The sequence below is a fragment of the Streptomyces cylindrosporus genome (assembly GCF_022698165.1).
Classification (GTDB): Bacteria; Actinomycetota; Actinomycetes; order Streptomycetales; family Streptomycetaceae; genus Streptomyces; species Streptomyces cylindrosporus.
The window spans coordinates 24,402-40,094 of sequence record NZ_JALDAY010000025.1; the positions used below are offsets into that span (position 1 = coordinate 24,402).

A 15,693-nucleotide genomic window follows, 5' to 3' on the forward strand; every position below is an offset into this window, starting at 1 on the left:
CGATCGGCGCGAGGTGCGGTCGGTGCCGGGCGTCCTTTCGGCAGCCGTGGCAGTGGTGGCAGATCTTCCCTGTCGGACACCGAACCCGCAGGTCAGCGGCTCAACCGGCGGAGCCCGTGGTGGCGCAACATCGCCGCAACACTTCATTCCCTACCGGCTCGCTATGGTTCGAGACATGCCACCCAGCGACCGCATCCGAGACCACGCCGGACAGGGCGCGACCACCGTCGCCGCCCACCGTGCGCGGCGCCGGCTGCGGGCCGACCAGGCGCGGCAGCTCGCCGATCTGCTCCGGCACCAGGTCCTCGCCGGCGGTTTCCCGGACGGCGCGCTCCCCCACGAGACCGTCCTCGCCGCCGACTACCGCGCCAGCCGCAACACCGTCCGCCAGGCGCTCGACCTGCTCAGGGCCGAGGGCCTGGTCGACCGGCTGCCGGGGGTCGGGACCGTGGTCGTCGCCCGGAAGTACCCGCACGGGCTCGACCGGCTGATGGGCCTCGCGGAAACCCTCCGCGAGCACGGCACGGTCACCAACGAGGTCCGCACCATGGGCCCCGCCCCCGCGCCGGCCCCGGTCGCCGAACGCCTCCGCGTCCCCGCCGGCACCGACGTCCTCTACATCGAACGCCTGCGCCGCCTGAACGGCCTCCCCCTCTCCCTCGACCTCACCTACATCCCGCTCGACATCGGTACCGCCCTGCTCGGCGCCGACCTGGAGAACACCGACGTCTTCCGCCTCCTGGAGTCCATCACCGGGCAGCGACTCGGCCACGCCGAGATCACCCTGGAGGCGGTCAACGCGGACGCCCACTCCGCCGCCGTGCTGGAGGCCCCGCGCGGCGCGGCCGTCCTCATGCTGGAACGGCTCACCCACCTCGCCGACGGCCGCCCGGTCGACCTGGAGTTCATCCGCTTCCGCGGCGACCGCATCACCATGAGCGGCCTGCTGCACCGCTCCCTCTGACCTCTTTCCGACCCGTTCCGACCTCTTTCCGACCCGTTTCCCGGAGACAGCCATGCCCTTGGCACCCCAGCGGGCCGACGTGCCCGTGACCATCGACGAGTCGAAGTGCATCGACGGCTGCACGCTCTGCGTGGACATGTGCCCACTGGACTCCCTGGCCATCGACGACAGCACCGGCAAGGCCTACATGCACGTCGACGAGTGCTGGTACTGCGGCCCGTGCGCGGCCCGCTGTCCCACCGGAGCCGTCACCGTCAACATGCCCTATCTGCTCCGGTGAGAGGTCCCGAACCCCCATGAAACGCACGGCACTCGCGGCTTCCACCGCGCTTCTCCTGCTCCCCCTAACCGGCTGCGGCGGCAGCGCCGCGGCCGGTGACGGCAAGAACGTCACCATCACCGTCGGCTACCAGTCCAAGACCATCAACACGGTCACCGCAGGAACCCTGCTGCGCTCCCTCGGCTGCTTCGAGAAGGAGCTGAACGCCCTGCACGACGGCCACACCTACAAGGTCGACTGGCAGGACTACGCCACCGGCGCCCCGATCACCGCGCAGATGACCGCCGGGAAGATCGACATCGGCTCGATGGGCGACTTCCCGCTCCTCATCAGCGCGGCCCGCGGCAAACAGCTTGGCAAGCCGACCCGCCTGGTCTCGGTCACCGGCTACAACCTCCGCGGCGGTCTCAACACGATCGTCACCTCCCCGGACTCGAAACTGTCCTCGCTCGCCGACCTCAAGGGCAAGAAGGTCTCCACCAGCGTCGGTTCGGCCGCCGACGGCACGCTCGTACGAGCCCTGCAGCGGGCCGGCATCGACCCCGACAAGGGCATCGAGAAACTCAACCAGCAGCCCGCCGTGGGTGCTTCGGCCCTGTCGGCGGGCAGCGCGGACGCACTCTCGCAGTTCGTCGCCTGGCCCGGACTGCTCGCCTTCCAGGGCAAGGCGAAGGCCCTGTACGACGGTGCCGAGCTGAACCTCCCCACCTTCCACGGCGTCACCGCCCGCGAGGACTTCGCCGAGCAGCGGCCCGCGGTCCTGGAGGCCTTCCTCAAGGCCCAGTCGGAGGCCACCGACTATCTCGACGCCCACCCGGTCGCCGCCGCCGAGTCGGTCGCCGAGGCCACGGGGCTGCCGGCCGAGGTCGTCTACCTCTACAACGGCGCCCACGGCATCTCGACCTTCGACCCCGCGCTGCAGCCGCGGCTGATCTCCGCGCTGAAGCAGGACGTCTCGATTCTGAAGACCGCCAAGCTCACGGGGGACATCGACGTGGACTCGTTCGTCGACGACCGGTACGTGAAGAAGGCCCTCGGCGCGGACTACGCGCAGCGGCTCGCGGCGACGCCCCCTGCATCGGCATCGGCATCGGCTTCGGCTTCGGCTTCGGCGAACGAGGTGTGGCCGAAGGGGTCGGAGAAGACGGTGGCCTTCAAGTCGCCTGCCGAGCTGCTGAGTTACGTGGCTCGGCACAAGGACGGGGTCCGCGCGGCCTACGTCCCCGACGCCACAACCGGCACCCTGTGGTTCGCCGACAAGGCGGTCTGGGTGGCGGACGCCGACCGACTCCTCCCCTTCGTGGCACCGGCCACCGCGCGGGCGTACGTCGACGGACACGGGGGCGCGCGGGTCATCACGTACGCGGAGGCACTGGGGCGGGCGTCGTGAGCCGACGGCCCGCGGCCCGGTATGCGTTGCGAGCGGCGTCCCTGGCTGCCGCGCTCGGGCTGTGGCAGCTGCTGACCAGCCTGAACGTCGATCTGTGGCTGCGCTTCTCGCAGTTCCCCACGGTCGCCGACGTGGCCCGTGCCTTCGGCGACCGGCTGTCCGGGCCCGACTACTGGACGGACCTCACCGACAGCCTCACCCGTATCCTCACCGGCTTCCTCCTCGCCGCGGTCCTGGGCGTGGCGACGGGCGTGCTCGTGGCGCGCTCGCGGTCGGCCGAGGACGTGCTCGGGCCGGTGCTGGAGGTCGTCCGCCCGATCCCGGCGATCGCGCTCGTACCCGTGGCGATCCTCCTCTTCCCCTCCAACGAGCAGGGCATCGTCTTCATCACCTGCACCGCCGCCTTCTTCCCGGTCCTGGTCTCCACCCGGCACTCGGTGCGCGCGCTGACGCCGGTGTGGGAGGAGGCGGTGCTCACCATGGGCGGCGGCCGGTGGCGCGTCCTCGGCTCGGTCGTCCTGCCGGGCGCGCTGCCCGGCATCTTCGGGGGCCTGTCGGTCGGCATCGGCGTCTCGTGGATCTGTGTGATCTCCGCCGAGATGATCTCCGGCCAGTACGGCGTCGGCTACCGCACCTGGCAGGACTACACGGTCGTCAACTACGCGGGCGTCTTCGTCGGCATGGTCACGATCGGCGTGCTCGGCTGGCTCACCTCCACGGCCGTGGAGCTGCTGGGCCAGTGGCTGACGCGTTGGCTGCCGCGTACGTCGTACGTGCCCGGTGGGCGAATGCCGCGGGCGGCGGCCGTGGCCGTGGCGGGGACCGGGAGGCGGACTCAGGCCGGCGTCCCCACCGGAGCCGGCAGCGCCCTCACGTCGAAGGACACCGAGCCCGGGGAGGCCCGCGATGAGCACCTCGTCTGAGACGACCCGGGCGACGGGTGACACCCCGGAGACGTTCGCGACCGGTACGGGGACTCCGGTGACCGGCGCCGGAGTCACGGCCCCGGCTCGCGGCACCCGCCTCGCCCTCCGCGGCGCCACGCTCGGCCGCCCAGGCGCTCCCGTCGTCACCGGCGTCGACCTGGACGTCGCCCCCGGCGAGATCCTCACCGTCGTCGGCTCGTCCGGCTGCGGCAAGTCGACGCTGCTGCGCACCCTGGCCGGCCTCCTCCCCCTGCTCTCGGGCGAGGTCACCCAGGACGGCCGCCCGCTGACCGGCCCGGCCGCCGACCGCGCCCTGGTCTTCCAGGAGGACGCGCTGCTTCCCTGGCGCACCCTGCGCGCCAACGTCGAACTCCCGCTCGCCATCAAGGGGTTGCCGCGCGCGGAACGCCGGGCCCAGGCCGACGCCTGGCTCGGTCGCGTCGGACTCGCCGACCACGCCCGGCAGTTGCCGCACCGCGTCTCCGGCGGGCAGCGCCAGCGCGCCCAGCTGGCCCGTGCGCTCGCGGCAGCGCCCCGCGCCGTCCTCATGGACGAACCCTTCGGCGCCCTCGACGCCCAGACCCGCGCCGGCATGCAGGACCTCCTGGTCGAGGTGCTCGGCGGCACGGGCGCGACCGTCGTCTTCGTCACCCACGACGTGGACGAGGCCCTCTTCCTCGGCGACCGCGTGGCCCTGCTCGGCAACGGCCGGCTGACCGCCGTACGAGATGTGCCGCGGCCACGCGACCGTACGGCGCACGACGACCCCGCGCGCGTGGCGCTGCGGCGTGACGTCCTCTCCTCGCTCGGCACCTGACCGGCGCCCCGGAACCGAAAGGCACCTCGGTGACCACCCCCGCGAACCCCTCCGCGAACACCCCTCTGGAGATCCCGGCCCTCTCCGACGCCGAGGAGATCCGCTGCGACGTCCTCGTGGTCGGTGGCGGCACCGCCGGCACCATGGCCGCGCTGACCGCCGCCGAGCACGGCGCCGACGTGCTCCTGCTGGAGAAGGCCCACGTCCGCCACTCCGGCGCGCTCGCCATGGGCATGGACGGCGTCAACAACGCGGTCGTCCCCGGCCGCGCCGAGCCCGACGACTACGTCGCCGAGATCACCCGCGCCAACGACGGCATCGTCGACCAGTCCACCGTCCGCCAGACCGCCACCCGCGGCTTCGGCATGGTGCAGCGACTGGAGTCGTACGGCGTGAAGTTCGAGAAGGACGAGCACGGCGAGTACGCCGTCCGCCAGGTGCACCGGTCGGGTTCGTACGTGCTGCCGATGCCGGAGGGCAAGGACGTCAAGAAGGTCCTGTACCGGCAGCTGCGGCGGCGCGAGATGCGGGAGAGGATCCGCATCGAGAACCGGGTGATGCCGGTGCGCGTGCTGACGGCCGAGGGGCGGGCCGTGGGGGCGGTCGGCTTCAACACGCGCACGGGCGCGTTCGTGACGGTGCGCGCGGGCGCGGTGATCCTGGCGACGGGTGCGTGCGGCCGACTGGGGCTGCCGGCCTCCGGATACCTGTACGGCACCTACGAGAACCCCACGAACGCCGGTGACGGTTACGCCATGGCCTACCACGCGGGCGCCGAGCTCACCGGCATCGAGTGCTTCCAGATCAACCCGCTGATCAAGGACTACAACGGCCCCGCCTGCGCCTACGTCGCCAACCCCTTCGGCGGCTACCAGGTCAACCGGCACGGCGAACGCTTCGTCGACTCCGACTACTGGTCCGGCCAGATGATGGCCGAGTTCGCGGCGGAGGTGGCGAGCGACCGGGGGCCGGTGTACCTGAAGCTGAGCCATCTGCCGGAGGAGTCGGTCTCGGCACTGGAGTCGATCCTGCACTCGACGGAACGCCCGACGCGCGGCACGTTCCACTCCGGCCGGGGCCACGACTACCGCACCCACGACGTCGAGATGCACATCTCCGAGATCGGCCTGTGCGGCGGTCATTCGGCCTCGGGTGTACGGGTCGACGACCACGCCCGTACGACCGTCCCCCGGCTGTACGCCGCCGGGGACCTGGCCTGCGTGCCGCACAACTACATGATCGGCGCGTTCGTCTTCGGCGACCTCGCCGGGGCGGACGCTGCCCAGTACACGCCGTACGAGGGCGAGTTGCCCGCGGATCAGGTCCGGGACGCGCACGAGCTGATCTACCGTCCGCTGCGCCATCCGGACGGTCCGCCGCAGACCCAGGTCGAGTACAAGCTGCGCCGTTTCGTGAACGACTACGTGGCGCCGCCGAAGTCGGGGGCCCGGCTGTCGCTGGCCCTGGAGGCCTTCGAGCGGATGCGCGCCGACATCGCGGAGATGGGCGCGCGGACCGCGCACGAGCTGATGCGCTGCGCCGAGGTCTCCTTCATCCGCGACTGCGCGGAGATGGCGGCGCGCGCGTCGCTGGCCCGCACGGAGTCCCGCTGGGGCCTCTACCACGACCGTCTCGACCACCCCCACCGCGACGACACCTCCTGGTTCCACCACCTCGACCTGCACAAGTCCCCCTCCGGTGCGATGGAGTTCACGGCCCGTCCCGTGGCTCCCTATCTCGTGCCCATCGACGAGTTCACGCCGGTGGGCGGCCCGTCCCGCTCCCTCGGCGAGATCCACGCCGAGGACGTCGCCACGGCGGGGCCACGGGACGTGGCGCCGGTGGCGGGCGGGGTGACCGGGGCGACGGGTTCTTCCGACGGGACGGATACCGCCGACGGAACCGGTACCGCCGACGGAAGTGCTGCCGCCGACGGAATCGGTACCGCTGACGGAATCGGTACCGCTGACGGAAGTGCTGCCGCCGACGGGATTGGTACCTCCGAGGGAGCTGGTTTCCCCGAGACCATGGCTGTTGCCGACCCGCCCGCCTCCCGCGCCGGACAGTCCTCCTCCCGTCTCCTCGAACTCGTCGCCCTCGCCGAGGACGAACCCGAACTCGACGCCCTCCTCCCCTACTTGACCGACCCCTCGTCCGCCGTCCGCCGTGAGGCCGTCGCCGTCCTCACGGAAACGCTGCCGCCGGGCACGGGGCCCGCCCTTGCCGAGGCGCTTCGCGACACCGCCGCCGAGGTGCGTGCCGCGGCCGCCGCCTCCCTCCGCGAGCTCGTCGAGACGCTCCCGCCGGAACCCGCCCTCCGCGACCGCCTCGCCGCCGCGCTGACCGAGCCCGACCCGGTGGTCCGTGCCGCCTCCCTCGACGTCCTTCGCGCCCTGCGCCTGGGTGACGCGACGCTGTTCGCCGAAGCCCTGACCGACTCGGACATCCCGGTCCGCATCGAGGCCGTCCGCGCCCTGGTCTCGGTCGACGCCGCCGTGGAACTGGCCCACGCGGCCACCACCGACCCGTCCCGCGAGGTCCGGGTGACCATTGCGAAGGCGTTGGCGACGGTTTGGGCGGGGAGTACGGGAGGGGAGGGGTCCGCGGAGGATGCGGGTGCCGTCGCGAGCCGGACGGGTGATGCGGACGGTGCGGGCGATCCGAGCGAATCGGAGGACGTCCAGGTGAGCGGTGCCGCCGCTCAGGCCGGCCCTCCGGGTGCTCTCGCAAGCTCTGATCCCTACGCCGCCCCCACCCCCTCCGCGCCAACCACCGGCTCCGGCACGGTCCTCGCCGCCCTCACCCACCTCGCCGAGGACCCCGACCCGCTCGTCCAGGCCGCCGCCTACGCCGCGTTCGGCACCACCGGCTGCCCGGCGCCGCTCGCCGCCCGCGCCGTCGCCGCCCTGTCCGCCCAGGCCTGGCAGGTCAGGTCGGGCGCCGCGACCGCGTTGTCCGCCGCCGAGCCGGAGGTGGCCGTCCCCGCCCTCGCCAAGGCCCTGGCCGACCCGAACGCGGACGTCCGCAAGGCCGCCGTCCTCGCCCTGACCCGGCACAACCACACCGAGGACGCCCGCGCGGCCCTCGCCACGGCCACGGCGGACTCGGACGCGGACGTCAGGGCATACGCGGCACGCGCTATGTGACGGTCACCCCCACCGCGGGCCGGCTCCGGAGAGGCGCCGACCCGCCGCCTATATCCAGGCGCCCAGCTCCCGCCCCACCTCCAGGCGGCCTCCCCTACACCCAGTCCTCCGGCTCCGGCTCCGCATCCGTCTCCGGCCAGTCGTCGTCCGGGCCGTGGCCGGCAGCCTCCGCAGTGGGACCGGGTGTGGGCGCTGTCGTCCCAGGTGCATCGCCCAGTGACGCCAGGACACCGATCACGCCCTCCCCGTACGTCGCCAGCTTCTTCTCGCCCACGCCGCTGATGCCGCCGAGCTGCCGTACCGACGTCGGCCAGACCGTGGCGATCTCGCGGAGTGTGGCGTCGTGGAAGATGACGTACGCCGGGACGCCCTGTTCCCTGGCCTGTTCGGCGCGCCAGGCGCGCAGGGCCTCGAAGGCCGGCTGCAGTGCCTCCGGCAGCTCCGCCGCCGCTGCCTTCGCCTTGCGCTCGCCCCTGGTCGAGCCCGACCCGGACGCCGCTCGCGAGGTCACCGGCTTCTTCGGCTCCTTGCGCAGCGGCACCTCCCGCTCGCGCCGCAGCACCGATCCGCTGGCCTCGGTCAGCACCAGCGTGCCGTAGTCCCCCTCGACCGCGAGCAGCCCCTGCGCCAGCAACTGCCGTACGACGCCCCGCCATTCGCCCTCTTCGAGCTCCTGGCCGATGCCGAACACGGACAGCTGGTCGTGGTCGAACTGGATGACCTTCGCCGTGCGCTTGCCGAGCAGGATGTCGACGATCTGCACGGCGCCGAACTTCTGACCCCGCTCGCGCTGGAGCCGTACCACCGTCGACAGCACCTTCTGTGCCGCGACCGTGCCGTCCCAGGTCTCCGGCGGCACCATGCAGGTGTCGCAGTTGCCGCAGCCCATCGGGTCCGGGTCCTGGCCGAAGTAGGCGAGGAGCTGGCCCCGGCGGCACTGGGCGGTCTCGCACAGCGCCAGCATCGAGTCCAGGTGGGCGGAGGCGCGGCGGCGGAACGCCTCGTCGCCCTCGCCGGACTGGATCAGCTTGCGCTGCTGTATGACGTCGTTGAGGCCGTAGGCCATCCAGGCCGTGGAGGGCAGTCCGTCGCGGCCCGCGCGGCCCGTCTCCTGGTAGTAGCCCTCGACCGACTTGGGCAGGTCGAGGTGGGCGACGAAGCGGACGTCCGGCTTGTCGATGCCCATGCCGAAGGCGATGGTCGCGACCACGACCAGGCCGTCCTCGCGCAGGAAGCGGGACTGGTGGGCAGCGCGGGTGCCCGCGTCCAGGCCCGCGTGGTACGGCACCGCCTCGATGCCGTTGCGCGACAGGAACTCCGCCGTCGACTCCACGGACTTGCGGGACAGGCAGTACACGATGCCCGCGTCGCCCGCGTGCTCCTCGCGCAGGAAGGCCAGCAGCTGCTTCTTCGGGTCGGCCTTGGGCACGATCCGGTACTGGATGTTGGGCCGGTCGAAGCTCGCCACGAAGTGCCGGGCCGTCGGCATGTGCAGCCGCTGGGTGATCTCCTGGTGGGTCGCGTGCGTGGCCGTCGCGGTGAGCGCGATCCGCGGGACGTCAGGCCAGCGATCGCCCAGGAGGGAGAGGGTCAGGTAGTCCGGGCGGAAGTCGTGGCCCCACTGGGAGACGCAGTGCGCCTCGTCGATCGCGAAGAGGGCGATCTTGCCGCGGGAGAGGAGGTCCAGGGTGGAGTCCAGGCGGAGCCGCTCGGGCGCCAGGTACAGCAGGTCCAGCTCACCGGCCAGGAACTCGGCCTCGACCACCCGGCGCTCGTCGAAGTCCTGCGTGGAGTTCATGAACCCGGCGCGCACGCCGAGCGCCCGCAGCGCGTCCACCTGGTCCTGCATCAGCGCGATGAGCGGGGAGACCACGATGCCCGTACCGGGTCTGACCAGGGACGGGATCTGGTAGCACAGCGACTTGCCGCCACCGGTCGGCATGAGGACCACGGCGTCGCCGCCGGCCACCACATGCTCGATGACGTCCGCCTGTTCGCCGCGGAAGCTGTCGTACCCGAAGACGCGGTGGAGCGTGGCCAGTGCCTCGCTCTCGCCGTGTGCCGCAGGCCTTTCTGCCTCGGTCGTCACAACCGTCCCGCCCATCCCGTACATCGCTCGTCCCCCGTACGTCGTCCCTCGACCACTGCCTCCACGATAGGGGCCGTGACTGACACCGTCGGAGTTATCCACAGGCTCCGTCGAGGGCGGAGCCGGTCATGCCATCGGCGATCCCGGTCACGCTCGGTGCTCAGCCCAATGGCCCGCGTCACGTGGCGTGCCACCGGCGGCCGGGACATGCTGCTCGGGCGGGACGGGGGAGGCCCGCTCTCCCCCATGGACGGCGTGCCAGGCGTGTGCGCCTCCCCCGCACCAAGGAGTTCGACCATGGCCCCTCGGCCCCTCAAGGCCGCCGTCACCCTGGCGATGGCCGCGGCCTTCTCACTGGCCGCCCTGCCCGCGCACGCGGCGCCCGACCCCGATCCGTCCGTCTGGAACGACCTGTCGAAGACGTACGACGCGACGGCGAAGTACGGATACGAGGCGTTCGCGCCGAAGGGCGGATTCGCCCGCACCGACGTCTGTGTCGCCGACCCGAAGGAGGGCGGCATGGGCTACCACTACGTCAATCCGGCGAATATCGGTTCACTCGATCCAGCGAAACCGGCGGCTCTGCTGTACGCGGACGAGTTCAAGGACGAGTACGCGGACGTGGACGAGTTCAGCGAGGGGCGCAAGCTCGTCGCCGTGGAGTGGGTCGTGAAGGACTCGGGGCAGACCGCGCCGACACTGTTCGGCGAGACCTTCCAGAAGGACCAGCTCCCGGGCTACTTCACGCTGCACGCCTGGATCTACAAGCCCAACCCCAGCGGGCTGTTCGCGCCCTGGAACCCCGAGGTGGCGTGCCCGAAGGCCTGACCTGGCGCACGCGAAGGGCCCCGGCTTCCCCTGACGGGAGAACCGGGGCCCACGTGTCGCGGGTCAGCGCACGAAGACTCCGGCCTGGCTGGCCAGGTCCAGGAAGTACTGCGGCGCCACACCGAGCACCAGCGTGACCACGACACCGAGTCCGATCGCGGTCATCGTGAGCGGCGACGGCACGGCGACCGTCGGGCCCTCGGGCCGCGGCTCGCTGAAGAACATCAGCACGATCACGCGGATGTAGAAGAAGGCCGCGACCGCGGACGAGATCACACCGACCACGACCAGCGGGGCCGCCCCGCCCTCCGCCGCCGCCTTGAACACGGCGAACTTCCCGGCGAAGCCGGAGGTCAGCGGAATGCCGGCGAAGGCCAGCAGGAACACCGCGAACACGGCCGCCACAAGGGGTGAACGGCGGCCCAGCCCGGCCCACTTGGACAGGTGGGTCGCCTCGCCGCCCGCGTCGCGCACCAGGGTGACCACGGCGAAGGCGCCGATCGTCACGAAGGAGTACGCGCCCAGGTAGAAGAGGACGGACGAGACGCCGTCCTTCGACGTGGCGATGACACCCGCGAGGATGAATCCGGCGTGCGCGATCGACGAGTACGCCAGCAGCCGCTTGATGTCGGTCTGCGTGATGGCGACGATCGCACCGCCCAGCATGGTGACGATCGCGACCGCCCACATGACCGGCCGCCAGTCCCAGCGCAGGCCCGGCAGGACGACGTACAGCAGGCGGAGCAGTGCGCCGAACGCGGCCACCTTGGTCGCCGCCGCCATGAAGCCGGTCACCGGGGTCGGTGCGCCCTGGTAGACGTCCGGGGTCCACATGTGGAACGGGACGGCGCCGACCTTGAACAGCAGCCCCATGACGATCATCGCGCCGCCGACCAGCAGCAGCGCGTCGTTGCCCATGGTGTCGGCGAGCGCCGGGTCGACGTTGGTGACGGTGCCGTCGACGACCTGCGCGATCCGCGCGTACGACACCGAGCCCGCGTACCCGTAGAGCAGCGCGATGCCGAACAGCGTGAACGCGGAGGCGAAGGCGCCGAGCAGGAAGTACTTGACCGCGGCCTCCTGCGACATGAGCCGCTTGCGGCGGGCCAGGGCGCACAGGAGGTAGAGGGGCAGCGAGAAGACCTCCAGGGCCACGAACAGCGTCAGCAGGTCGTTGGCCGAGGGGAACACGAGCATGCCCGCGATCGCGAAGAGCAGCAGCGGGAAGACCTCGGTGGTGGTGAACCCGGCCTTCACGGCCGCCTTCTCGCTGTCGCTGCCCGGCACGGACGCGGCCTGCGCGGCGAACGAGTCGACGCGGTTGCCGTGCGCCTCCGGGTCCAGCCGCCGCTCGGCGAAGGTGAACAGGCCGACCAGTCCGGCCAGCAGGATCGTGCCCTGCAGGAACAGGGACGGCCCGTCGACCGCGATCGCGCCCATGGCCGCGATGTGCGCCTTGGTGGTGCCGTATCCGTCTGCGGCGAGCGCGACGACCGCCGCGAAGGCGGCGCAGAGCGCGACCGCGGAGACGAACACCTGGGCGTAGTAGCGGGACCTGCGCGGCACGAACGCCTCGATCAGCACCCCGACGATCGCCGCGCCCACGACGATCAGGGTGGGCGACAATTGCCCGTATTCGATCTTCGGCGCGGGGATCTTCGAGATCGAATCGGTCCCGGCCGCCGCCGTTGTCCACAGGCTGTGGACGGCTGTTGCGCTCACTTGGCCGCCTCCACCGAGGGCTTGGGGTCCTTCTTGTGTACGTCGGACAGGGTCGACTTCACGGCCGGGTTGACGATGTCCGTCACCGGCTTCGGGTAGACGCCCAGGAAGATCAGCAGGACGATCAGCGGCGCCACGACCAGGAGCTCACGCGCGCGCAGGTCGGGCATGGCGGAGACCTCCTGCTTCACCGGGCCCGTCATCGTCCGCTGGTAGAGGACGAGGGTGTAGAGCGCGGCGAGCACGATGCCGAAGGTCGCGATGATCCCGACCGCCGGGTAGCGCGTGAACGTGCCGACCAGGACCAGGAATTCGCTCACGAAGGGCGCCAGTCCTGGCAGCGACAGGGTCGCGAGGCCGCCGATCAGGAAGGTGCCGGCGAGCACCGGGGCGACCTTCTGGACACCGCCGTAGTCCGCGATGAGCCGGGAGCCGCGCCGGGAGATCAGGAAGCCGGCGACCAGCATCAGCGCGGCCGTCGAGATGCCGTGGTTGACCATGTAGAGCGTCGCGCCGGACTGGCCCTGGCTGGTCATCGCGAAGATGCCCATGATGATGAAGCCGAAGTGCGAGATCGACGCGTACGCCACCAGCCGCTTGATGTCCCGCTGGCCGACCGCGAGCAGCGCCCCGTAGATGATGCTGATGAGCGCCAGTACGAGGATCGCGGGCGTCGCCCACTTGCTCGCCTCCGGGAAGAGCTGGAGGCAGAAGCGGAGCATCGCGAAGGTGCCCACCTTGTCGACGACCGCCGTGATGAGGACGGCGACCGGGGCGGTGGACTCCTGCATGGCGTTGGGTAGCCAGGTGTGCAGCGGCCACAGCGGCGCCTTCACCGCGAAGGCGAAGAAGAAGCCGAGGAACAGCCAGCGTTCGGTGTTCGTCGCCATGTGCAGCGAGCCGTTGGCGCGGGCCTCGGCGATCTCCTGGAGGCTGAAGTTCCCGGCGACCACGTACAGGCCGATCACCGCGGCCAGCATGATGAGGCCGCCGACCAGGTTGTAGAGGAGGAACTTCACGGCCGCGTACGACCGTTGCGTCGACGCCGCCTCCTCACCGTGCTCGTGGGCACGGTCCCCGAAGCCGCCGATGAGGAAGTACATCGGGATGAGCATGGCTTCGAAGAAGATGTAGAAGAGGAAGACGTCGGTGGCCTCGAAGGAGATGATCACCATCGCCTCGACGCCCAGGATCAGGGCGAAGAAGCCCTGTGTCGGACGCCAGCGGCGGCTTCCGGTCTCCAGCGGGTCGGCGTCGTGCCAGCCCGCGAGGATGATGAACGGCATCAGCAGGGCGGTCAGCGCGATCAGCGCCACCGCGATGCCGTCCACGCCCAGCTCGTACCTGACTCCGAAGTCCGCGATCCAGGCGTGGGACTCGGTGAGCTGGTAGCGGCCGCCGTCCGGGTCGAAGCGGACCAGGACGGTGATCGCGAGGGCGAGGGTGGCGAGCGAGACGACCAGCGCCAGCCACTTGGCGGCGGTGCGCCGCGCGGCCGGTACGGCGGCCGTGGCCACCGCTCCGAGGGCCGGGAGCACCGCCGTCGCTGTCAGCAGAGGAAAGGACATCGGTATCAGACCGCCCTCATCAGCAGGGTCGCGGCGATGAGGATCGCCGCACCGCCGAACATCGAGACCGCGTACGACCGCGCGAAGCCGTTCTGCAGCTTGCGCATCCGCCCGGACAGGCCGCCGACCGAGGCCGCCGTGCCGTTGACGACACCGTCGACCAGGGTGTGGTCGACGTACACCAGGGAGCGCGTGAGGTGCTCGCCGCCGCGGACCAGGACGACGTGGTTGAAGTCGTCCTGCAGCAGGTCGCGCCGGGCGGCCCGGGTGAGCAGCGAGCCGCGCGGGGCGACGGCCGGGACCGGGCGGCGGCCGTACATGGCCCACGCGATGCCGACGCCGATCAGCAGGCAGACCATGGTCCCGCCGGTGACCGCCGCCGCGCTGAGCGGGGAGTCGCCCTCGCTGTGGCCGGTGACCGGCTCCAGCCAGTGCAGGAAGCGGTCGCCGATGCTGAAGAACGCGCCGCCGAAGACCGAGCCGACGGCCAGCACGATCATGGGGATCGTCATGACCTTCGGGGACTCGTGCGGGTGCGGCTCGGCGTGCTCGCCGTGGTGCTCGGCGGCGGGCTCCGCGCTCGGCGCCTCCGGGGAGCGGGTGGGTTGGTTCTTCCAACGCTCCTCGCCGAAGAACGTCATCAGCATCACGCGCGTCATGTAGAACGCGGTGATGGCCGCGCCCAGCAGTGCGCAGGTGCCCAGGATCCAGCCCTCGGTGCCGCCCTTCGCGAAGGCCGCCTCGATGATCTTGTCCTTGGAGAAGAAGCCGGACAGGCCCGGGAAGCCGATGATCGCGAGGTAGCCGAGGCCGAAGGTGATGAAGGTGACCGGCATGTACTTGCGCAGGCCGCCGTACTTCCGCATGTCGACCTCGTCGTTCATGCCGTGCATGACCGAGCCGGCGCCGAGGAAGAGCCCGGCCTTGAAGAAGCCGTGCGTCACCAGGTGCATGATCGCGAAGACGTAGCCGATGGGGCCGAGGCCCGCGGCCAGCACCATGTAGCCGATCTGCGACATGGTCGAGCCGGCGAGGGCCTTCTTGATGTCGTCCTTCGCGCAACCGACGATCGCACCGAACAGGAGCGTGACGGCACCGACCACGGTGACCGCGAGCTGTGCGTCGGGGGCGGCGTTGAAGATCGCTCCGGAGCGGACGATCAGGTAGACGCCCGCGGTCACCATCGTCGCGGCGTGGATGAGGGCGGAGACCGGGGTCGGGCCCTCCATCGCGTCCCCGAGCCAGGACTGCAGCGGCACCTGGGCGGACTTGCCGCAGGCGGCGAGCAGGAGCATCAGGCCGATGGCGGTGAGCTTGCCCTCGGAGGTGTCGCCGGTGTGGCTGAGGACCGGTCCGAAGGCGAAGGTGCCGAAGGTCGTGAACATCAGCATGATCGCGATGGACAGGCCCATGTCGCCGACGCGGTTGACCAGGAAGGCCTTCTTGGCCGCGGTCGCCGCGCTGGGCTTGTGCTGCCAGAAGCCGATCAGGAGGTACGAGGCGAGACCGACGCCTTCCCAGCCGACGTACAGCAGGAGGTAGTTGTCGGCGAGGACCAGCAGGAGCATCGCCGCGAGGAACAGGTTCAGGTAGCCGAAGAAGCGGCGGCGGCGCTCGTCGTGCTCCATGTACCCGACCGAGTACAGGTGGATCAGCGAGCCGACGCCGGTGATCAGCAGGACGAACGTCACCGACAGCTGGTCGAGCCGGAAGGCGACGTCCGCCTGGAAGCCCTCGACCGGGACCCAGCTGAACAGGTGCTGCATCAGGGTCCGGTGTTCGGCGTCCTTGCCGAGCAGGTCGGCGAAGAGGATCACACCGAACACGAAGGAGGCGGACGACATCAGTACGCCGATCCAGTGGCCGACGGCATCGAGCCGCCGGCCGCCGCACAGCAGTACGGCCGCTCCGAGCAGTGGCGCCGCCACCAGCAGCGCAATCAGGTTCTCCACGATTCAGCGAC

The 15,693-nt window shown here is 71.0% G+C and carries 11 protein-coding genes; 7 read left to right on the top strand and 4 right to left on the bottom strand.

Going from position 1 to position 15,693, the window contains the following annotated elements:
* Positions 1-175: 175 nt before the first annotated feature.
* Genes MQP27_RS50050 through MQP27_RS50075 form a run of 6 tightly spaced genes read left to right on the top strand, consistent with a single transcriptional unit; the run spans position 176 to position 7,523 of the window.
* Positions 176-964 carry a GntR family transcriptional regulator gene (locus MQP27_RS50050; RefSeq protein WP_242779108.1) on the top strand — a complete coding sequence of 263 codons (789 nt, stop codon included), beginning with the start codon at positions 176-178 and terminating at the stop codon, positions 962-964.
* A 52-nt stretch (positions 965-1,016) separates the two neighbouring features.
* Positions 1,017-1,244, top strand: coding sequence for a 4Fe-4S dicluster domain-containing protein (locus MQP27_RS50055; protein WP_030180763.1), 228 nt, complete (start codon positions 1,017-1,019; stop codon positions 1,242-1,244).
* A gap of 16 nt (positions 1,245-1,260) precedes the next feature.
* Positions 1,261-2,634: an ABC transporter substrate-binding protein gene (locus MQP27_RS50060; RefSeq protein ID WP_242779110.1), complete on the top strand. Its 1,374-nt coding sequence runs from the start codon at positions 1,261-1,263 to the stop codon at positions 2,632-2,634.
* Positions 2,631-3,557, top strand: coding sequence for an ABC transporter permease (locus MQP27_RS50065; protein WP_242779113.1), 927 nt, complete (start codon positions 2,631-2,633; stop codon positions 3,555-3,557). Before MQP27_RS50060 ends, MQP27_RS50065 begins: the two co-directional genes overlap by 4 nt.
* Positions 3,541-4,377 carry an ABC transporter ATP-binding protein gene (locus MQP27_RS50070; RefSeq protein WP_242779116.1) on the top strand — a complete coding sequence of 279 codons (837 nt, stop codon included), beginning with the start codon at positions 3,541-3,543 and terminating at the stop codon, positions 4,375-4,377. The genes MQP27_RS50065 and MQP27_RS50070 overlap by 17 nt, the downstream gene beginning before the upstream one ends.
* A 29-nt stretch (positions 4,378-4,406) precedes the next feature.
* Complete coding sequence (locus MQP27_RS50075; protein ID WP_242779119.1) at positions 4,407-7,523, top strand: fumarate reductase/succinate dehydrogenase flavoprotein subunit; 3,117 nt, start codon at positions 4,407-4,409, stop codon at positions 7,521-7,523.
* Between the two features lie 94 nt (positions 7,524-7,617).
* On the opposite strand, the gene recQ is transcribed toward MQP27_RS50075, so the two are convergent.
* The gene (gene recQ, locus MQP27_RS50080; protein WP_242779122.1) at positions 7,618-9,627 is read right to left on the bottom strand and encodes a DNA helicase RecQ; all 2,010 of its coding nucleotides are present in this window, start codon (positions 9,625-9,627) and stop codon (positions 7,618-7,620) included.
* Positions 9,628-9,909: 282 nt separating this feature from the next.
* On the opposite strand from recQ, the gene MQP27_RS50085 reads away from it, so the two are divergent.
* Positions 9,910-10,440 carry a hypothetical protein gene (locus tag MQP27_RS50085; RefSeq protein ID WP_242779125.1) on the top strand — a complete coding sequence of 177 codons (531 nt, stop codon included), beginning with the start codon at positions 9,910-9,912 and terminating at the stop codon, positions 10,438-10,440.
* Between the two features lie 63 nt (positions 10,441-10,503).
* Here MQP27_RS50085 and nuoN read toward each other — a convergent pair whose 3' ends face one another.
* From nuoN to nuoL, 3 genes are read right to left on the bottom strand one after another with little or no spacing between them, the layout of a single operon-like run.
* Positions 10,504-12,162 carry an NADH-quinone oxidoreductase subunit NuoN gene (gene nuoN, locus MQP27_RS50090; protein WP_242779128.1) on the bottom strand — a complete coding sequence of 553 codons (1,659 nt, stop codon included), beginning with the start codon at positions 12,160-12,162 and terminating at the stop codon, positions 10,504-10,506.
* A complete protein-coding gene (locus tag MQP27_RS50095) occupies positions 12,159-13,730 on the bottom strand; it encodes an NADH-quinone oxidoreductase subunit M (protein WP_242779131.1) in 1,572 nt (523 codons plus the stop codon). Before MQP27_RS50095 ends, nuoN begins: the two co-directional genes overlap by 4 nt.
* 5 nt (positions 13,731-13,735) lie before the next feature.
* The gene (gene nuoL / locus MQP27_RS50100) at positions 13,736-15,682 is read right to left on the bottom strand and encodes an NADH-quinone oxidoreductase subunit L (protein ID WP_242779134.1); all 1,947 of its coding nucleotides are present in this window, start codon (positions 15,680-15,682) and stop codon (positions 13,736-13,738) included.
* Positions 15,683-15,693: the final 11 nt, after the last annotated feature.